Source organism: Sphingobium sp. CECT 9361 (assembly GCF_918741285.1).
GTDB lineage: Bacteria > Pseudomonadota > Alphaproteobacteria > Sphingomonadales > Sphingomonadaceae > Sphingobium.
In genome coordinates this window covers 482217-501729 of sequence record NZ_CAKKNC010000001.1, presented here as the reverse complement: position 1 = coordinate 501729, position 19513 = coordinate 482217, and the positions used below count along the sequence as shown (strand labels likewise).

Here is a 19513-nt window from a genome sequence, read left to right as displayed (position 1 = left end):
GGAACAGCGTATCACCCACGCAATGCCCCGCCCAGCTTTTCCGCAGCCTTAACCACTGCCGCGCTGATCGCGCCCAGTTCTTCATCGGTGAAGCTCTTCTCGCCCGGTTGAAGGGTAATCTCCACCGCCAGCGATGTGAAACCTTCATCGACGCCCGGGCCGACGAACACGTCGAACAGGCGCACATCGACGATGCTCTTCTTGTCCGCGCCTTTCACTGCGCGGACGAGGGCATCGGCTTCTACCGCTTCCGGCACAAGGAACGCAAAGTCGCGCTTCACGGCCTGCAAGGCGGGGGGCGTGAAGGGTGCGCGCATGAAGCCGCTCTTGCGCTTGAGCGGCACGGCATCGAGGAAGATTTCCGCAACGACTACGCTGCCCGACAAGCCGAACTGCTTGGCAAGGTTGGGGTGCAGCACGCCATATTCGGCAAGCACCGTCTTCGGCCCCAATCGCAACGTGCCGGACTGGCCGGGATGATAGGCGCCGCTGGCATCCCCGAAATTCTGGAGGTTGGCAACCGGCGCACCGGCTTCCGCCAGCAACGCCAGCACTTCGGCCTTTGCGTCATGGGCAGCGAAGGCCTGCGCCTTGCCCGTCTGCCAGCCACGCGCGGTCTTCTCACCCGCCAGCACGAAGCCGACGGTAGCGCGCTCGCCATCAGCAAAGTAGCGTCGCCCGACTTCGAACAAACGCACCGATGACGCACCGCGATCCACATTCCGTCGCGTCGCCGACAGCAAGCCGGGGAGCAGCGAGGGCCGCATGACCTTCATGTCCTCCGAAATCGGGTTGGCCAGCGTCCAGTCGCCACCGCCAACGGCGGCAGCTTCCTTCTCCGACAGGAAGGACCAGGTGATCGCTTCGTTCAGCCCGCGCGCGGCCGCGGCGCGACGCACCCGGCGCTCCAGCTTCTGCTCGGGCGTGGCAGTCGGCGTCGCGACGCCGGGGGTGCGGGGCAGCGGCACCGACGGGACATTGTCGATGCCCGCGATGCGGATCACTTCCTCGACGATGTCGGCGGGTCCGTCGATATCGCGGCGCCAACTGGGTGCGGTGACGCGGAACGCCTCGAAACCTTCGTCCATCTCCACCGGATCGCCATTGCCGTCCAGCGGCTGAACGGTGAAGCCCAGGCTCTTGAGGATATCGACTTGCTGCTCTTGAGGTACGGCAAGGCCGCCCAGCGTTTCGGCGAGCGCCGGATCGTAGCCGACAACCGGGCCGACCTTCGGCGGCGTACCGCTGCGAGTCACTTCGCTGGGCGTACCCCCGCACAGCGCCAGCACCAGCCTTGTGGCGATCGCCAGCCCCTCGTCGAGGAACTCGGGATCGACGCCGCGCTCAAAGCGGGTCCGCGCATCGCTGGTCAGCAGCAGCTTCTGGCCGGTGCGGGCAATATGCTCGGGATCGAAATAGGCGCATTCGATCAGCACGTCGGTGGTGTCGTCCGAACATCCCGAATGCTCGCCACCCATGATGCCGCCGATGTCGTGCACCGCCGCATCGTCGGCGATCACGGTCATGCCGTCGGTGAGCGTATAGGTCTTGCCGTTGAGCGCCACGACGCTTTCGCTGTCCTTCGCCTTGCGCGCGACCAGCCCGCCCGAAAGCTTCGTCATGTCATAGACGTGAAGCGGGCGTCCCAGCCCGAACATTACGAAGTTGGTGATGTCGACCAGCGCGGAGATCGGCTTTTGCCCCACGGCCTTCAGCCGATGCTGGAGCCACTCCGGCGAGGGGCCGTTCTTCACGCCGCGCACGGCCTGACCGTAAAAGGCCGGGCAGCCCGCTGCATCGTCGGTCCGCACATCCGGGCCTGCGCCCTGCGGCATGATCGGGGGAAGACCCGCAACGACTTCGTCGAGCGGCTTGAGCGTGCCCAGACCCGCCGCTGCCAGATCGCGCGCGATGCCGCGCACGCCCATGCAATCCTGCCGGTTGGGCGTGATGCTGACGTCGATCACCGGATCGTCGAGCTGTGCCCATTGCGCATAGACCTGACCCACCGGCGCGTCTTCGGCCAGTTCGATGATCCCGTCATGATCCTCACCCAGTTCCAGTTCGCGGAAGCTGCACATCATGCCGTTGGATTCGACGCCGCGAATGGCCGCGACTTTCAGGACCATGCCGTTGGACGGCACCGTCGCGCCGGGCGATCCGAACACGCCGACGAGGCCCGCCCGCGCATTGGGCGCGCCGCAGACCACCTGCAATGGGCCATTGCCTGCATCGACGCTCAGCACCTGCAGCTTGTCGGCCTGCGGATGCGGGGCGGCGCTCAGCACCTTGGCGATGCGGAACGCGCCCAGCTTGTCCGCGGGGTTCTCGACGCCTTCGACTTCGAGCCCGACATTGGTCAGCGCTTCGAGGATCGCCGTCAGGTTGGCGTCGGTGTCCAGATGCTCCTTGAGCCAGCTCAGGGTGAACTTCATGCGCCGACTCCTCCGCTCAAAGTGGGTACGTCGAGCGCCGAGAAGCCGTAATGCTTGAGCCAGCGCAGATCGCCATCGAAGAAGGCGCGCAAGTCGGTCATGCCATATTTCAGCATGGCAAGTCGGTCGACGCCGGTGCCGAAGGCAAAGCCCTGCCACTCTTCGGGGTCCAGTCCGCAGGCTTCGATGACCTTGCGATGGACCATGCCGCTGCCGAGCACCTCAAGCCAGCCGTCGCTGCCGCCGATAACGCGCTGGCCATTGACCATGGTGTAGCCGACATCGACTTCGACCGAAGGCTCAGTGAACGGGAAATAGCTGGGGCGCAGGCGCAGGACGATGTCGTCGCGCTCGAAAAAAGCCTTGAGGAAGGTTTCGAGCGTCCATTTGAGATGGCCAAGCGTGATGCCGCGATCGATCACCAGCCCCTCGATCTGATGGAACATCGGCGTGTGCGTCGCGTCACTGTCCGACCGATAGACACGGCCCGGCGCGATGATGCGGATCGGCGGCTTCTGGTTCATCATCGTGCGGATCTGCACCGGAGAGGTGTGGGTGCGTAGCAACATCCGCTGCGCAGCGCCGTCCACATCGGGGAAGTAGAAGGTGTCGTGCATCGCGCGCGCAGGATGCGTTTCGGGGATGTTGAGCGCGGTGAAATTGTGCCAGTCGTCCTCGATCTCCGGCCCGGTCGCGACCGAAAAACCCAGATCGGCGAAGATTTCGGCCAGTTCGTCCATCACCTGACTGACGGGATGCACGCTGCCGACCGGGCCGATGTCCGCAGGGAGCGTCATGTCCAGCTTTTCGGACGCGAGGCGCGCGTCGAGCGCGGCCTGCTCCAGCGTGGCTTTGCGCTCTGCGATTGCGGCGGTCACCGATTCGCGCAGATCCTGAATGGCCGGGCCTTTTTCCAGCCGCTCGTCCGCGGACATACCGCCCAGCGTCTTGAGCAGCGCGGTAATCACACCCTGCTTGCCCAGAGCGCCTACGCGCAGTTCCTCGACTGCGGCCAGATTATTGGCCGCCGCGATATCGGCCAGCAGGCCGGATTTCAGTGCTGTTGTTTCGGTCATGCCGCGTCCGCTATCCTAATTGCGGGCAAAGAAAAAGGGTGCCGGAAGCATCTGCCCCGGCACCCTTTGGATTCGTTTCTCGCCTTGGCTTACGCCGCTGCGGGAAGCGCTGCCTTCGCCTGGGCGATGATGGCGCTAAACGCTGCGCCTTCGTGCATCGCGATGTCGGCCAGGACCTTCCGGTCCAGATCGACGCCTGCGAGCTTCAGGCCGTGCATGAACTGGCCATAGGTCAGGCCTTCCATACGCACGGCGGCGTTGATGCGCTGAATCCACAGGGCGCGGAAGCTGCGCTTCTTTACCTTGCGATCGCGGTAAGCGTACTGGCCTGCCTTTTCGACGGCCTGACGGGCGATACGGATCGTATTCTTGCGACGGCCATAATAGCCCTTCGCCTGTTCCAGAATCCGCTTATGCTTTGCGCGGGTGGTTACACCCCGTTTTACGCGTGCCATAGTCCTCTACTCCTTACTTCAGGCCGTAGGGTGCCCAGAGGCGGACGTGCGCGACGTCGGCCTCGGACAGCACGGAAGTGCCACGGTTCTGGCGGATATATTTCGCGTTATGCGAGATCAAACGGTGGCGCTTGCCGGCAAAGCCGTGCTTGACCTTACCGGTGGCGGTGAACTTGAAGCGCTTCTTCACACCGCTCTTCGTCTTGAGCTTGGGCATTTTCGTCTCCTTGATTTGACGATTATGGACTGACGCGGCAGCCCTACTGGCCGGTCCGTCCCATCAATTCCCGCAGGCACGAGGCCCGTGGGAACGCGCGCCTATATGCGGGAAGCCGCGCAAACGCAAGGCTGGACCGAATCCCTTGCCTATGCGTTATGACCGCCATGCCCGATTCCGCACCCCCTGCCCAGCCCATGACGGGAAGCCGCAATATGGGTTACCACGCCCGTGCCACGCGGGAACGCTGGCGGCGGCTGCCTCTGGCGGCGCGGATCGTCCTGTGGATCGTGTTCGCGCTGTTCGCGGTCTGGCTCATTCTGTTCATCACCAAGGGGCGGTTCCTGAAAAGCCCGTTCCAGAGCATCCTGTCCTCCTCGCTGCAGCGGGACGTAAAGGTCGGGGGCGATTTCCAGCTTTATTTCGCGCCGATTCGCATCAAGTTTCTGGCCGACGATTTCAGCATTTCCAATCCGGCCTGGGCGAGCAAGCCGCATCTGTTCCGCGCCGACCGGATCGACGCGCGGATACAGCCACTCAGCCTGATCTTCGGGGACAAGCGCCGGGTCGTGTCGCTCCTTCTGCAAAAGGGTGACGCGGATTTCGAATGGGACCGCGCGCACAAGACCAACACATGGACGATGGGCGATCCTGACAAGCCGGGTAAGCCCCTGGAACTGCCGGTCATCGAGCGGGCTATGATCGCAGGGACGGCGTTGCGCTATCGCGATCCGCAGATGTTCTTTTCCGCCGATCTGGCCTTCGATACGGTGCAGGCGCGCGACACGCGCTTTGCGCAGGACGTGCGCTTTACTGGCGACGGCACGATGCGCGGTAAGCCTTTCACCATGCGCGGCGGGATGCTGTCCCCCAATGAAACCGTGGTCGGCGGGCGCAATCAATTGGTGATCGATGCGGCGGCAGGCGACACCAGGCTGAACGTCGTCGGCACTTTGCCGGGGCTGACCGAGCTGGAGGGGTCCGATCTCAAGTTACTGACCACCGGACCCAATGCTGCGATCCTGTTCGAATTTCTGGGCGCCACGCTGCCCGATACGCGGCGCTTCCGCTTTACGTCCGACCTTACCAAGGCAGGCGAGGAATGGCGCTTCACGCGAATCAAGGGACGCTTTGGCGATAGCGATCTGGCAGGGCGGATGACGGTCTCGCTGCCCAAAGGACGACTATATATAAAGGCCAATATAGCGACTGACGTTCTCCACATGATCGATGTGGCCCCGTTCATGGGCTACGATCCGGCAAAGCTGGAGGCGAAGGGCGCCGACGGGATGGTCGAAACCGTGGCGGGTCGGCCGCGTCTCCTGCCCGATGCGTCGCTGAAGATCGAATCCATCCGCGCGTTCGACGCTGACGTGGTGTATAAGATCCGCAGGGTCCGGGGCGACAATTTGCCGCTGCGGAACATCGACCTGACGGTCAAGCTCGACAAGAGCTTGCTGGCGCTATCCCCGCTGAACTTCGATATGGCGGGCGGCTTCGTGTCGTCCGACATCACCATCAATGCGCGCGGTACGCCGGTTAAGACGACTTACGATATTCGCCTGTCGCCGACGCCTATGGGGAAACTGCTGGGCGGCTGGGGCGTGGAGGAATCGGGGACCACCGGCACGATCAAAGGCCGCTTGCTGCTGACCGGCGCAGGCGATTCGGTGCACGAGTCGCTGGCCAATGCCGATGGACGCATCGCAGTCATTCTGCCCGCCGGTGCGATGTGGGCGCGCAACATCCAATTGTCGGAACTCGATATCGGCACGTTCGCGCAGAAGATGTTCGAGGATAAGCTGAAGGAACCCGTGCAGATCAATTGCGGGCTGATCGCTTTTACCGTCAGGAAAGGCGTTGCCGCAGCCGATCCCATACTGATCGACACGCGCAAGAATGTGATGACCGGGCGCGGCGGTTTCAGTTTCCGGAACGAGAATATCGATCTCGCCTTCCGCGCGGACAGCAAGAAATTCAGCCTGTTTGCGGGCCAGTCGCCTGTGGGCATTGGCGGCTATTTCGCCAAGCCGTCCTACGCCGCGATCAGTCCCGAATTGCTGAGCCGCGCAGGTGTAGGATTGGGGCTTAGCCTGATCGGCACGCCCGTCGCCGGGCTGCTGGCATTTGTCGATGTGGGAGACGCCAAAAGCACCGCTTGTGGCCCGGTCCTTGCTGGTGCCAATGCCCTGTCGCAGCGCACGACCAAGGGCGAACAGCGCGATGATGTGGGGCGTGGCACCACGGCCAAATCGGAAGACGGCACGTCGAATCGCGGCGAGCGCAAGGATCAGAAGAAGAAGTTTCTAGGTATCTTCTGAGCGTCAGTGGTCGGCGTGTCCGTGCGCCAGCGCTTCCAGCACATCGTCCACTCGTGCCGCATCGCCGACTGCGATGACACGTCCGTCGCCATCCGAATCGATGGGCTCGCCTGCCCAGTCGCACATGCGCCCGCCAGCGCCCTCGACCACCGGAACAAGCGCGGCAATGTCATGCAGCTTTAACCCGGCCTCAACGACGATATCGACATGGCCGGAGGCGACCAGTCCGTAGTTATAGCAGTCGCCGCCCCACACGGTGTCCCGACATTGCCCCGCCAGCACGGCGAAATGCTCCCCTGTGCAGCCGGAGAAATATTGCGGACCCGTTGTCGCAAGGATCGCTTCGTCCAGACTGCGGCAGGTCCGTGTGGTCACGGGCTTCCCGTTGAAGGTCGTCGGCTGACCGATCATGCCCGCCCAGCGTTCCTTGGCGATGGGCTGGTCGATGATGCCGATGGTGGGCCATCCCGCTTGCGTCAGTGCGATCAGCGTTCCGAAGATCGGGCGCCCGGCGATGAAGCTCTTCGTCCCGTCGATGGGATCGAGAATCCAGATGCGCTCGGCATTTTCGCGCGTTGCGCCATATTCCTCACCGATGATGCCATCGTTCGGGCGCTCTTTTTCCAGGATCGACCGGATCGCGGCTTCGGCGGCGCGGTCGGCCTCCGTAACGGGCGACTTGTCCGCCTTGAACTCCGTGTCGTAGCGCGCCCGGAAAAAGGGCCGGATCGCTTCGCCAGCCGCATCGGCCAGACGGTGAGCGAGGGTAAGATCGTCGCGTGTGGTCATCCCTGCTCCTTCGCGCGCCGGGCCAAGGATAGCAAGACAGTTGCGCGATCCCTAAGCTTGTGACGCGCCATACCGTTCTTACGCGTTGGAAGGGACGGGCATATGGCACTCATCGGATGGATCATCAGTGCAGCGGCGCTGCTGGGCGGGTTGGCCTTGCGGCAGGACATGCCCTTTAGTCATGCTTATGAAATCGCGAATGGCTTGCTGTTCGCAGCGTTTCTGACTTGCCCCGCCTTCTGGGCCGATGCGCCTTTCGGCATTACGGCCAAGCCGCGCATCATGGCCTGCCTTGCGATGGTTCTGGCGCTGCCGCTGGTCCTGCTCAGACCGTAAACAAGCGACTGACGGCTGACGCTTAGTCGAACAGGCTGGAAACGGAGCTTTCGTCCGCGATACGCTTGATCGCTTCGCCCAAGAGCGGCGCAATCGGCAACTGGCGGATGCGGCCCGATGTCTGGACGCCTTCGGTGCCCATGATCGAATCGGTAATCACCAGTTCCTTGAGGCTCGACGCATTGACGCGGGCAACGGCGCCGCCGGACAACACGCCGTGGGTAACATAAGCCACCACGTCTTCCGCCCCTGCTTCGAGCAGCGCCGCAGCAGCGTTGCAGAGCGTGCCGCCCGAATCGACGATGTCGTCGACGAGGACGCAGAAGCGGCCCTTCACATCGCCGATGATGTTCATCACTTCGGATTCGCCTGCACGCTCACGGCGCTTGTCGACGATGGCGAGGGGTGCGTTGTCCAATCGCTTGGCCAGCGCACGTGCGCGGACCACGCCGCCCACGTCCGGGGACACGACCATGATGTTGCGGTCGCCGAACCGCGCCTGAATATCGGCCGACATGACCGGCGCGCCGAACAGATTGTCCGTCGGAATATCGAAAAAGCCCTGAATCTGGCCTGCGTGCAAGTCGACCGAGAGGACGCGATTGGCGCCTGCCACGGTGATGAGGTTCGCAACCAGCTTGGCCGAGATCGGCGTGCGCGGACCGGGTTTGCGGTCCTGGCGGGCATATCCGAAATAGGGAAGGACCGCTGTGATTCGCTTGGCCGATGCGCGTTTCAGCGCGTCGATGCAGATCAGCAGCTCCATCAGATTGTCGTTCGCCGGATAGCTGGTCGACTGAATCACGAACACGTCTTCGCCGCGAACATTCTCATGGATTTCCACGAAAACTTCTTCATCGGCAAAGCGACGGACGCTTGCGTTGGTCAGCGGGATTTCAACATAGTCTGCAATGGCGCGCGCCAAAGGCAGATTGGAATTACCCGTCATCAATTTCATGGCCGTAGGAACCCCGTGACGTTTCTGTGACGCGCTTGCTCGGCGCCCCTTTAGCGAGGAGGGGTCCGGTAGGAAAGGCGCTTTTGCGCGTTACGCCAAAATGCTCTACGGGCGCGCCATGACGAACACGCTTACGATTGCCCTCGCCCAGCTTACCCAGTCCGTCGGCGACCTCGTCGCCAATGCCGACGCCATGCTGGAATGGCGCGACCGCGCGAAGGGTGCGGACCTTATCGTGTATCCTGAACTGCAACTGATCGGCTATCCGCCCGAAGATCTGGTGCTGAAGCCTGCGCTGGTGGAGCGCGCGGGGATCGAGTTGCAGCGGTTGGCCAAGGCGACGGCGGATGGCGGGCCTGCAATGCTGGTCGGCACAGTGGTGGCAGCGCATGGCGTATTGTTCAATGTCGTCGCGATGCTGGATGGCGGCGAGATCACCGCCATTCGGCAAAAGCGCGAGCTGCCCAATTACGGCACGTTCGACGAGAAGCGCCTGTTCGCCCCCGGCCCCCTGCCCGAGCCTGTCGAGTTTCGCGGCGTAAAGCTGGGCCTGCCGATCTGCGAAGATGTGTGGTTCCCGTTCGTGACCGCGCATCTGAAGGCGCAGGGCGCGGAAATTCTGATTACCCCCAATGGCAGCCCCTATGAAATCGGCAAGGACGACCGCCGCCTGCATCAGGTGTGCGCGGCGCGGGTGCAGGAAACCGGATTACCCATAGCCTATCTCAATCGCGTCGGCGGGCAGGACGAACTGGTGTTCGACGGAGCCTCCTTCGTCATGGGCGCGGACCTGACGACGCTGCACCAGATGCCCGATTGGGAAGAAGCGTTGCTGATCACCCATTGGGAAAAGCGCGATGGCACATGGCATTGCGCGCCGGGGGATATCCATGCGCTCGATCCGCATCCTGAGGACACGTATAACGCGATGGTGCTGGGCCTGCGCGATTATGTGAACCGCAACCGCTTTCCCGGCGTCGTGCTGGGCCTGTCGGGCGGGATCGACAGCGCACTGTCGGCGGCGGTCGCTGTCGATGCACTGGGCGCAGACCGGGTGTGGTGCGTGATGATGCCGTCGCGCTTCACCAGTCAGGACAGTCTGGACGATGCCGCCGAATGCGCGCGGTTGCTAGGTGTGCGGCTCGATTCGATACCCATCGAGCCGGCGGTCGCCGCGTTCGACACGATGCTGGCGGGCGTGTTCGAAGGACGCGACCGCGATCTGGCGGAGGAGAACATCCAGTCGCGCATTCGCGGCGTCACGCTGATGGGGATCAGCAACAAATTCGGCCCCATGCTGCTGACGACCGGCAACAAGAGCGAGATGTCGGTCGGCTATGCAACCATCTATGGCGATATGGCCGGTGGTTATTCGGTGTTGAAGGACGCCTACAAGACGACGGTATTCGATCTTTCGCGCTGGCGGAACGACGCTGTGCCGTCGCTGGGCCTTGGCCCCTCCGGCCCCGTCATGCCGGAGCGAGTGATTACCAAGCCGCCAACCGCCGAGCTGCGCGACAATCAGCGCGATGACGACAGCCTGCCGCCTTATGAAGTGCTCGACCCGATCCTGCACGGACTGGTCGAGGAGGAATTGTCCGTCGATCAACTGACGGCGCGCGGTTTCGAGCGGGATACGGTCGCGCGGATCGAACGGCTGCTCTATGTCGCGGAATATAAAAGGCGTCAGGCACCCCCCGGCGTGAAGCTGGGCACCCGCAATTTCGGGCGCGACCGGCGCTATCCCATTACGAATGCGTTCCGAACATTATGACCATCACCACCCGTTTCGCGCCGTCGCCCACCGGCCACCTCCATGTCGGCAATATCCGCGCGGCGCTGCACAACTGGATGTGGGCGCGGAAGAATGGCGGGCGCTTCCTGCTGCGCCTCGACGATACCGATGCGGAACGCTCACGGGCGGAATATGTCGAGTCGATCCATGCCGATCTGGCGTGGCTCGGGCTGCACCCCGATGCCGTGGAGCGCCAGTCGGACAGGTTTGCGTTGTACGAAACGCGGCTCGCAGAGTTACGCGCATCGGGCCGGGTCTATCCCTGCTACGAAACGTCCGAGGAACTCGACCTGCGGCGCAAGGTGCTGCTGGGGCGCGGCTTGCCGCCCGTCTATGAGCGCACCGCGCTGGCGCTGACGCCGGAGCAGATTGCCGCGCTGGAAGCGGAAGGCCGCCGCCCGCACTGGCGGTTCAAGCTGGATCATGACGTACCGATTGCGTGGACCGACCTTATTCGCGGCGACCAGCATTTCGATCCCAGGCTGCTGTCGGACCCGGTGATCCGGCGGGCAGACGGGTCGTGGCTGTATATGTTGCCCTCGGTGATCGACGATATCGACATGGGCATCACCCATGTCGTGCGCGGCGAGGACCATGTGTCGAACACCGCGACGCAGCTTCAGATGTTTTCGGCACTGGGCGCGACGCCGCCCGCATTTGCGCATGAAGCGTTGCTGACGGGCGCAGAGGGCAAGCTGTCCAAGCGGTTGGGATCGCTGGGCGTATCGGCGTTTCGCGAGTCGGGGATCGAGCCGGTTACGCTGGTCGCCCTGCTGGCGCGCCTTGGCACGAGCGATCCGGTTGAGCCAGTGGCCGATCCCGCGCCGCTGATCGCGACATTCGATTTTGCGCGTTTCGGGCGTGCACCGGCGCGCTTCGACGAAGGCGAACTGGCGACGCTGAACCAGAAGGTGCTGCATCTGCTGGATTTTGCCGATGTCGCGGCGCGTCTGCCCACGGGTATGACCGAAGCGGGATGGCTGGCGATTCGTCCCAATCTGGAAACGCTGTCGCAAGCTGCCGATTGGTGGGCGGTCGTGACGGGGCCGTTCGCGCCGCCAGCGGCAGAGGCAGATGACCGGGCGTTTCTGGCGGAAGCGGCAGACAGCCTGGCGGGACTGCCCGATGACGATGCGCTGTGGCGCGGGCTGACCAATGCCCTCAAAAGCAGCACCGGTCGCAAGGGTAAGGCGTTGTTCCTGCCGCTTCGACGGGCACTGACGGGGCAGGATCATGGGCCGGACATGGGCGCTTTGCTGCCGCTGATCGGCCGTGCGCAAGCCATCGAACGGCTGCGTCAGGCCGTTTGAGCCGATACTAGAGCCAATAAGTCGACACGTAAAATTAGTTCTGTACGCGCAAATCTGTACGTACAGCCTCCTATCGGCACGCATCTCACCGCCAAAATAAAACCGCTTGCCGCTTAAATGACATGTTGTAACATTGCATTGCGGTTCAGGCCGAAAGCGGTCGGATCGATAATCCACAGGATGGAGGATGAGAGGATGCTGCTTTCCCGTAAAAGCGCCTATGCCGCGCAAGGTTACACCGGTTCCGCCCCTTCGCGGGTCGGCATTGCCGGTACGATTGCCGTTCATGCGATATTGGTCGGTGGATATTTCCTGATCCCTGCGCAGATGATCAAAACAATTCTGCCAACGCCTATTTTCATCAAGAATATCCCTTTGCCTCAGGACCCGCCCGAAGTCGTGGTGGAGCAAAAGGCAGCCACCAAGCCCCAGCCGGCGCAAGCGGATAACCGCCCGTTCGTTCCCGACCCGACATTCGATTTCAAACCCGCGATCGACAATCCCGGCACGCCAATCAAGTTCGACTCCGTCGACATCAAACCGTTCGATCCCGGCATTATCGACTCGCCGCGCAATCCGGTGCTCACCGCCGTTTCCCCCGATCCGCGGTACATGCGCGATTTTCAGCCGGACTATCCCCCCGCCATGCAGCGCGCGCAGGAGGAAGGGAAAGTCACCGTGCGCGTCACTATCGGCGCCGATGGCCGGGTGACCGATATCGAGAAAATCTTCGCCACCACCGATGCCTTCTGGGAAGCCACCCGCGCTCAGGCGATGCGCAAATGGCGGTTCCGCGCCGCGACTCGCGATGGCGTTTCGGTCGCTTCGGAAAAGGTGATGACGGTGCATTTCCAGCTAAGCTGAAAGGCGGCTCCCATAAAAAGACCCGGCGGCTTTTGACAGCCGCCGGGTCAGGTAAGACGCGCCTAGAAGGCGCCTCTCGGGTCGCAAGGCCCTTCTACGCAGGTTGCGCCGCATTACCGTGACGCGGGTCACAGATCGGACGATTTTTATGTCAGCAGACCGCATCGACACCTGCGCTTTGCATCCGGCCCGGCGATCCCTTATATTGAACAGCATGTCGATCTTTCCCAAACCTGTTTCCCCCAAGAGCGCACTGGGCGACTTCTGGTCGTATTTCGCGCAACCGCGCGCGCATAAATGGCCGCTGCTGGGGGTGGCCGCTGCAGTGACATGGGTCATCATGTGGGCGTTCGTGCTGGATGCGAAGACCAATACCGGGCCCAAACGGTACAAGATCACTTATGTGCAGAGCTGGGACGCGAACCGGTCCGACGCCGTGATTATCGCCAAGCAGAAGGCCGATCTGGCGAAGGGCGAACTGATGCTGGCGAAAAAGCAGAAGGAAATGCAGGCGCTGGCCGACATGACCGGCATCGAATGGCGCGAGGAAGCGGCACGCAACGCCGTAAAGCGGGACAAGGCGCTGAAAGAGATCAACGCGCTGCTCGATGCCCGACTCGCCAAGGCCAAGGCGCTGGAAGCTACAATGGCACCCAAAACCGTCGCGCAAAAATCGGACGCCGGGAAATCAGGCGTACAGAAATCGGGCCAGCCATAAGCCCGTTGCATATGCCCACCCCTGCCGAAGATCGCCGGTTCATGGCGGCCGCGATTGCCCTGTCGCTGCGTGGCCGAGGCCTGTCCACCCCCAACCCCAATGTCGGCTGCCTGATCGTGCGCCATGGGCATGCCGTCGGGCGCGGCTGGACACAGTCCGGCGGGCGTCCCCATGCCGAAGCGCAGGCCTTGCAGCAAGCATCCGACCGGGCGCACGGCGCGACCGCCTATGTCACGCTGGAACCCTGTTTCCACCTGTCGCCGCGCGGCCCGCGTTGCGTTGACCTGTTGATCCGATCCGGCGTGGCGCGCGTAGTGGTGGCGGCGCGCGACCCCGATCCCCGCACCGACGGGCAAAGCATCGCCCTGTTGCAGGCGCGCGATATAACCGTCGAAACCGGCGTGATGGCGACCGAAGCGCGTGATGCCATGGCGGGATTTTTCCTGCGCCAGACGACGGCGCGCCCGCATGTCACCCTCAAACTGGCGCTGTCGCTGGATGGGCGCATTGCCTTGCCCGACGGCAGCAGCCGCTGGATCACCGGACCCGCTGCCCGCGCGCATACCCATATGGAACGCGCACGCCATGACGCCATATTGGTCGGCGCTGGCACGGTTCGTGCCGACACGCCCAGGCTGGACGTGCGCCTGCCCGGTCTTGAAGCGCGCTCCCCCCGCCCGATCATGCTGGGCAGCGGCGCACCGCCCGACGGGTGGACCGCGATTCGCGATCCGCAGGATATCGCCGACCTGCCCAATGTCGATCATCTGATGGTCGAAGGGGGAGCGGCAACGGCGGCGGCATTTCTACGTGCGGATCTGGTCGATCGCCTCCTGCTCTATCGTGCGCCAATCCTGATCGGCGAAGGCCGCGCGGCAATTGGCGACATCGGGCTGGAGCGGCTGGACGCGGCGCATGGCCGCTGGCGCCTGACCGACAGCCGGATGCTGGGGCCGGATCGGCTGGAGGTTTACGCGCGCCTCCGCAACGCTTAGGGGAAAGCCATGTTTACCGGCATCATCACCGACATCGGCCACATCCGTTCCATCGAGAATCGTGGCGACATGCACCTCACCATCGGCTGCGGCTATGAGATGGAAGGCGTGGCCATCGGCGCGTCGATTGCCTGTTCGGGCGTGTGCCTGACGGTTGTCGAGAAAGGCGCGGACTGGTTCGCAGTCGATGTATCTGCGGAAACCCTCTCGCGCACCGCACCGGGACAATGGGTCGAGGGGCAACGCCTCAACCTTGAGCGGGCGCTGAAGGTTGGCGATGAACTGGGCGGTCATATCGTGACCGGGCATGTCGATGGCATCGGCACGCTGGTATCGGCGCTTCGCGAAGGCGATTCCACACGGTTGACCATTGCCGCACCGGCGGCGCTGGCGGCCAGTCTGGCAGCGAAAGGGTCGATCACGGTCGATGGCATTTCCCTGACCGTCAACACGATAGAGGATCAGCCGGACGGCAGCGTGCATTTCGGCCTGAACATCATTCCGCACACGGCGCAGCAGACCACGTTGAACGACCTGCCCGACGGTCGTAGCTTCAATCTGGAGATCGATGTGCTTGCGCGCTATCTCGACCGGATGCTGGCCGTTCGCGCAATGTGATGATGGGGGGCTTGCAATCACATTATAATGTGATTACCTGACCTGAGCGCTCTGGTCGCGCCAGCAAAGGGTCTGTTCATGAATACGAATTTGGTCGATACGCTTCGTCATCTTGTGTCCGACGGCGGCGTATCGCGCTCCGGTCTTGCCCGTGCCGCTGGCCTGCACGCGAACAGCCTGCGCCGTTTGGGTGAAAGCGACTGGAACCCGACCGCCGACACGCTGGGCAAGCTGGAAGCCTATCTGTTGCAGCGCGAAGGCGGCACTGCGCTGGCCACCCCCGAAGAAATCATCAACGAAGCGCGCAACGGCCGCATGTTCATTCTGGTCGACGATGAAGACCGGGAGAATGAAGGCGATCTGGTCATCCCCGCACAGATGGCGACGCCCGACGCAATCAATTTCATGGCAACCCACGGTCGCGGCCTGATCTGCCTCGCGCTCACCAAGACGCGCGTCGATCAACTGGGCCTCGACCTGATGAGCCGCCACAACGGCACGCGGCATGAAACGGCGTTTACCGTCTCGATCGAAGCGCGCGAAGGCGTGACCACCGGGATCAGCGCCGCCGACCGCGCGCGCACCATCGCGGTGGCCATCGACGCGGGCAAAACCTCGGCAGACATCGTGACCCCCGGCCATGTCTTCCCGCTGGTGGCGCGTCCCGGCGGCGTGCTCGTCCGCACCGGCCATACCGAAGCGGCGGTGGACGTGTCGCGTCTTGCCGGGCTTAACCCCTCGGGCGTGATCTGTGAGATCATGAAGGACGATGGCACCATGGCCCGTCTCGACGATCTCATCCCCTTTGCGCAGAAGCATCGGTTGAAGATCGGCACCATTCGTGACCTGATCGCCTATCGCCGCCGCAACGATCACCTGGTCGAAAAGCTAACTGAAGTGAATTTTACCAGTCAGTGGGGCGGCGAATGGAAGGCGATGACCTTCTTTAACAAGGCGACCGAAACCGAACAGGTCGTGCTTCAGAAAGGCAGGGTCGATCCCGACCAGCCGACATTGGTGCGCATGCACCAGCTATCGCCATTTGTGGATGCCTTTGGCGAGAACAGCCCGCGTAGCGGCTTGCTCGCCCGGTCCATGAAGATAATTGGTGACGCCGGGTCAGGGATCGTCGTCGTTCTCAATCGCAATGCGCCCGATGCATTTACGCGCATGTTCCAGATGAAAGCGGCCAATCAGGCGACATCGGCCGACATGGACGAACTGCGCGATTATGGCGTAGGCGCGCAGATCCTGGCGGAGTTGGGGGTGCACGACATGATCCTGCTGACCAACAGCCGCCACAGCCTTATCGCTCTTGACGGTTATGACCTGGCCGTCGTCGGCGAACGTCCCATCGATTAAGGAATAGCGACATGGCCAAGTTTCTTATCGTGGAAGCCCGCTTCTACGACCATCTGAACGACATGCTGATCGAAGGGGCCGTCGCCGCCCTGAAGGAAGCGGGACACAAGCATGAAGTGCTGACCGTTCCCGGCGCGCTGGAAATTCCCGGCGCGATTGGCATGGCGGCGGAAAGCGGACGCTATGACGGTTTCATTGCCATCGGCGTCGTCATTCGCGGCGAAACATACCACTTCGAAGTCGTATCGAACGAAAGCGCGCGCGGCCTGATGGCCTTGTCGATGGACGGGATCGCCATCGGCAACGGCATCATCACGGTCGAGAACGAAGCGCAGGCTCTCGCGCGTGCGCGCATGACCGAGAAGGACAAGGGCGGCGAAGCGGCCAAGGCAGCGATGGCCATGCTCGCCATCCGCGAGCGCTTCGCCTGAAGAAAAAGGATCGGGACGCCGCGAGAGGCCTCCCGATCCGTTACTGACTTATGCGTCGGTTTTCGCCAGCGCAGGATAGTCGATATAGCCTTCCGGACCCTGGCTGTACCAGGTCGCCATCGGCGACTCGGCCAGCGGAGCGTCCAGAGACAGACGCTCCGGCAGATCCGGGTTCGCGATGAACGGGCGACCGAAGGCGATGGCATCGGCCAACCCGCTGTCCAGATCCGCCTGCGCGCGCGCCTTGTCATAATCGCTGTTGAGCACCAGCGGTCCCTTGAAATGCTGACGGATCAGCGGTGACTGGCGCGGCTGATCGGTGGCGCCGAATGTCCCGTCCGGCCCCGGTTCGCGCAGTTCGAGGAACGCGATGCCGAGGGCGTCGAGGGCCTGCGCAGCGACGCCAAAGACACTTGCCGGGTTGGAATCGATCACGCCCTGCGTTTCGCCATTGGGCGACAAGCGGACTGCGGTGCGATCCGCGCCTGCTTCACCGACCACCACCTGCGTGACTTCACGCAACAGGCGCACGCGGTTTTCCGGGCTGCCGCCATATTCGTCGGTACGCAGATTGCTGCTGTCGCGCAGAAACTCGTCGATCAGATAGCCGTTGGCGGCATGAATTTGCACACCGTCGAAACCGACACGCATCGCGTTGCGCGTCGCATGGGCATAATCTTCGAGCAGGCGGGGGATTTCCGACACTTCGAGCGGGCGCGCTTCGGCATAAGGCTTCTTGCCTTCATAGGTGTGCGCCATGTCGGGCGCCGTCGTCGCGCTGGCCGAGACCGGCGGCGCGCCATTGAGGAAATCGGGATGGACGATCCGCCCCATATGCCACAACTGGATCATGATCCGGCCGCCCTTGCCGTGAACGGCATCGGTTACGGGCTTCCACGCTTCGACCATCTCGTCGGTCCAGATGCCGGGCGCGAAGGGCCAGCCGAGACCTTCCTGACTGATCCCCGTCGCTTCGGTGATGATCAGGCCGGCACTGGCGCGCTGAGCATAATAATCGATCATCATCGGCGTAGGCACATGCTGCTGCGTACCTCGACCGCGAGTCAGCGGCGCCATCAGGATGCGGTTGGGCGCGTGGATCGCTCCCAATCGGATAGGATCGAACAGGCTAGGTGACGACATACAGCTAAACTCCAACTTGGTTGCAAATTGCAACGGGACTTCCGGTTGTCTGCCAGCTAGGGACTGCGGATGACCGTTTCAATAGCCACCCCCACCGATTCCATTGCGCCCGCAACGCCGCGATTTGCATTTCTGGCACTGCTGGCCGGCAATGTCGCGCTGGCCTTCGGGCCGCTGCTTGTGCGTTTTGCAGATACCGGGCCAGTAGCTGCGGGGTTCTGGCGGCTGTTCCTGGCCATCCCCGTACTGATCGTCCTGGCGCAATGGAAAGGCAAAGGGCTGACGCGGGTCGGGCGGCAATATTGGCTTATCATCGCGCTGGGCGGCCTGTTCTTCGCTGCGGATCTGGCGAGTTGGCATGCCGGAATTGTGCAGACGAAAGTGGCCAACGCCACGCTGTTCGGCAATGTCACCAGCCTGCTGCTGCCGATCTGGGGCATTATCGTCCTGCGGCAGCGCCCTGCCCTGGTGCAGGCCATTGCCATCGTGCTGGCGATTGCAGGCACCGCCCTGCTGATGGGCAACAGCTACGAACTGTCGCCGCGTTATCTGAGGGGCGACATGCTCTGCATTGCTGCGGGCATTCTCTACACCGGCTATATCCTTTCCATCCAAAGTGCGCGGCAGGCGCTGGATAGCTGGTCGCTGCTGGCGGCATCCACGATAGCCGGGGCCGTGCCGATCCTGATTTTCGCGCTGATGCTGGGGGAAACGATCCTGCCGACCGACTGGACCCCGATCATCGCGCTGGCGATGCTGAGCCAGGTCATCGGTCAGGGGCTGATCGTCTATGCGCTGGCATGGTTTCCGCCGCTGATCATCGGGCTGACGTTGCTGGTGCAGCCGATGATCGGCGCGCTTGCCGGGTGGATCGTCTTCAACGAGACGCTGACCGTCACCGACGCCATCGGCGCCATAGCGATCGCCATTGCCTTGGTCCTTGTCCGGCTCCCCCTGCGCGCCTAGATTGGCGCAATGATCGACATACCCAACGACCCGACTCTGGATGAACTGCGCAGTGCGCTCGCACCGCTGGTCGCGCGCAACGCCGCCTTTGACGGCTGGCGCGCCGCTGCGGTCGCCAACGCGGCGGCGCAGGCGCAGGTCGATCCGGCCATAGCGCAACTGGCTTTCGGCGATGGGCCGGTCGCAATGATCGACGCATGGTTCGCCTCCGTCGACGCGGAAATGACCGCACGTTTGCCCGCCGAGACGCTGGCAGCCATGAGAATCCGCGAACGCATCGCCGCGCTGGTCGAAGCGCGTCTGGACATCCTCGCGCCGGATCGCGAATCGCTGCGCCGTGCCCTCAATATTCTGGCGATGCCGCAGAATCTGCCGCGTTCGGTAAAGCTCGGCTGGCGCGCGGCGGATGCGATGTGGCGGCTCGCAGGCGATGTGGCGACCGATTACAATCATTACAGCAAGCGCACGATCCTGGGCGGCGTCTATGCCGCCACGCTGCTGGCGTTCATCGACGACGAAAGCGAAGGCCAGATGGAGACCCGCGCGTTCCTCGCCCGACGGATCGACGGCATCATGCGCTTTGAAAAGGCAAAGGCCGGGCTGATCCCCGACAAGGATCGTCGGCTTAGCCTGTCGCGATTCATCGGACGTTTGCGCTACCCGGCTGTTTAGGCCCATCTGACAAAGCCACTGGCGCAAGCGGTCAGTTATTGATAATCAGTCG

General features: G+C 63.0%; 19 protein-coding genes. 12 read left to right on the top strand and 7 right to left on the bottom strand.

Features of this window, described 5'->3' with window-relative positions; translation table 11 throughout:
* Positions 1 to 11 precede the first annotated feature (11 nt).
* From pheT to rpmI, 4 genes are all read right to left on the bottom strand, one after another.
* Positions 12 to 2435, bottom strand: a complete 2424-nt coding sequence (gene pheT / locus LQ220_RS02260) for a phenylalanine--tRNA ligase subunit beta (RefSeq protein WP_230186647.1) — start codon at positions 2433 to 2435, stop codon at positions 12 to 14.
* A complete protein-coding gene (gene pheS, locus LQ220_RS02255) occupies positions 2432 to 3511 on the bottom strand; it encodes a phenylalanine--tRNA ligase subunit alpha (protein ID WP_230186646.1) in 1080 nt (359 codons plus the stop codon). The genes pheT and pheS overlap by 4 nt, the downstream gene beginning before the upstream one ends.
* 89 nt (positions 3512 to 3600) lie before the next feature.
* The gene (gene rplT / locus LQ220_RS02250) at positions 3601 to 3966 is read right to left on the bottom strand and encodes a 50S ribosomal protein L20 (RefSeq protein WP_104951758.1); all 366 of its coding nucleotides are present in this window, start codon (positions 3964 to 3966) and stop codon (positions 3601 to 3603) included.
* A 13-nt stretch (positions 3967 to 3979) separates the two neighbouring features.
* Complete coding sequence (rpmI, locus tag LQ220_RS02245) at positions 3980 to 4183, bottom strand: 50S ribosomal protein L35 (protein ID WP_230186645.1); 204 nt, start codon at positions 4181 to 4183, stop codon at positions 3980 to 3982.
* Between the two features lie 197 nt (positions 4184 to 4380).
* Here rpmI and LQ220_RS02240 point away from each other — a divergent pair, with 197 nt between their 5' ends.
* A complete protein-coding gene (locus tag LQ220_RS02240; protein ID WP_230187235.1) occupies positions 4381 to 6504 on the top strand; it encodes an AsmA family protein in 2124 nt (707 codons plus the stop codon).
* A 3-nt stretch (positions 6505 to 6507) separates the two neighbouring features.
* On the opposite strand, the gene hisN is transcribed toward LQ220_RS02240, so the two are convergent.
* Complete coding sequence (hisN, locus tag LQ220_RS02235) at positions 6508 to 7293, bottom strand: histidinol-phosphatase (protein WP_230186644.1); 786 nt, start codon at positions 7291 to 7293, stop codon at positions 6508 to 6510.
* 102 nt (positions 7294 to 7395) lie between these two features.
* Here hisN and LQ220_RS02230 point away from each other — a divergent pair, with 102 nt between their 5' ends.
* Positions 7396 to 7629 carry a hypothetical protein gene (locus LQ220_RS02230; protein WP_230186643.1) on the top strand — a complete coding sequence of 78 codons (234 nt, stop codon included), beginning with the start codon at positions 7396 to 7398 and terminating at the stop codon, positions 7627 to 7629.
* Between the two features lie 22 nt (positions 7630 to 7651).
* Here the strand turns inward: LQ220_RS02230 and LQ220_RS02225 are convergent, their stop codons facing one another.
* A complete protein-coding gene (locus tag LQ220_RS02225) occupies positions 7652 to 8587 on the bottom strand; it encodes a ribose-phosphate pyrophosphokinase (protein WP_230186642.1) in 936 nt (311 codons plus the stop codon).
* Positions 8588 to 8705: 118 nt separating this feature from the next.
* Here LQ220_RS02225 and LQ220_RS02220 point away from each other — a divergent pair, with 118 nt between their 5' ends.
* The 8 genes from LQ220_RS02220 to ribH all read left to right on the top strand — a co-directional run bounded on the left by LQ220_RS02220 (position 8706) and on the right by ribH (position 16680).
* Entirely contained in the window at positions 8706 to 10361 is a 1656-nt protein-coding gene (locus LQ220_RS02220; protein WP_230186641.1) for an NAD+ synthase, read from the top strand.
* Positions 10358 to 11692, top strand: coding sequence for a glutamate--tRNA ligase (gene gltX, locus LQ220_RS02215; protein WP_230186640.1), 1335 nt, complete (start codon positions 10358 to 10360; stop codon positions 11690 to 11692). Before LQ220_RS02220 ends, gltX begins: the two co-directional genes overlap by 4 nt.
* A gap of 195 nt (positions 11693 to 11887) precedes the next feature.
* A complete protein-coding gene (locus LQ220_RS02210; RefSeq protein ID WP_230186639.1) occupies positions 11888 to 12556 on the top strand; it encodes an energy transducer TonB in 669 nt (222 codons plus the stop codon).
* A gap of 148 nt (positions 12557 to 12704) precedes the next feature.
* The gene (locus LQ220_RS02205; protein ID WP_230186638.1) at positions 12705 to 13274 is read left to right on the top strand and encodes a hypothetical protein; all 570 of its coding nucleotides are present in this window, start codon (positions 12705 to 12707) and stop codon (positions 13272 to 13274) included.
* A gap of 11 nt (positions 13275 to 13285) precedes the next feature.
* Complete coding sequence (gene ribD, locus LQ220_RS02200) at positions 13286 to 14269, top strand: bifunctional diaminohydroxyphosphoribosylaminopyrimidine deaminase/5-amino-6-(5-phosphoribosylamino)uracil reductase RibD (RefSeq protein WP_290369004.1); 984 nt, start codon at positions 13286 to 13288, stop codon at positions 14267 to 14269.
* Between the two features lie 9 nt (positions 14270 to 14278).
* The gene (locus LQ220_RS02195) at positions 14279 to 14887 is read left to right on the top strand and encodes a riboflavin synthase (RefSeq protein ID WP_230186637.1); all 609 of its coding nucleotides are present in this window, start codon (positions 14279 to 14281) and stop codon (positions 14885 to 14887) included.
* A 78-nt stretch (positions 14888 to 14965) separates the two neighbouring features.
* Positions 14966 to 16249, top strand: a complete 1284-nt coding sequence (gene ribB / locus LQ220_RS02190; RefSeq protein ID WP_230186636.1) for a 3,4-dihydroxy-2-butanone-4-phosphate synthase — start codon at positions 14966 to 14968, stop codon at positions 16247 to 16249.
* 11 nt (positions 16250 to 16260) lie between these two features.
* Entirely contained in the window at positions 16261 to 16680 is a 420-nt protein-coding gene (ribH, locus tag LQ220_RS02185; protein ID WP_230186635.1) for a 6,7-dimethyl-8-ribityllumazine synthase, read from the top strand.
* A 48-nt stretch (positions 16681 to 16728) separates the two neighbouring features.
* Here the strand turns inward: ribH and LQ220_RS02180 are convergent, their stop codons facing one another.
* A complete protein-coding gene (locus LQ220_RS02180) occupies positions 16729 to 17823 on the bottom strand; it encodes an alkene reductase (RefSeq protein ID WP_230186634.1) in 1095 nt (364 codons plus the stop codon).
* A gap of 69 nt (positions 17824 to 17892) precedes the next feature.
* Between LQ220_RS02180 and LQ220_RS02175 the strand changes: the two genes are divergently transcribed.
* Positions 17893 to 18789, top strand: coding sequence for a DMT family transporter (locus LQ220_RS02175; protein ID WP_230186633.1), 897 nt, complete (start codon positions 17893 to 17895; stop codon positions 18787 to 18789).
* A gap of 9 nt (positions 18790 to 18798) precedes the next feature.
* The gene (locus LQ220_RS02170) at positions 18799 to 19461 is read left to right on the top strand and encodes a COQ9 family protein (protein WP_230186632.1); all 663 of its coding nucleotides are present in this window, start codon (positions 18799 to 18801) and stop codon (positions 19459 to 19461) included.
* The last annotated feature ends 52 nt before the right edge of the window (positions 19462 to 19513 follow it).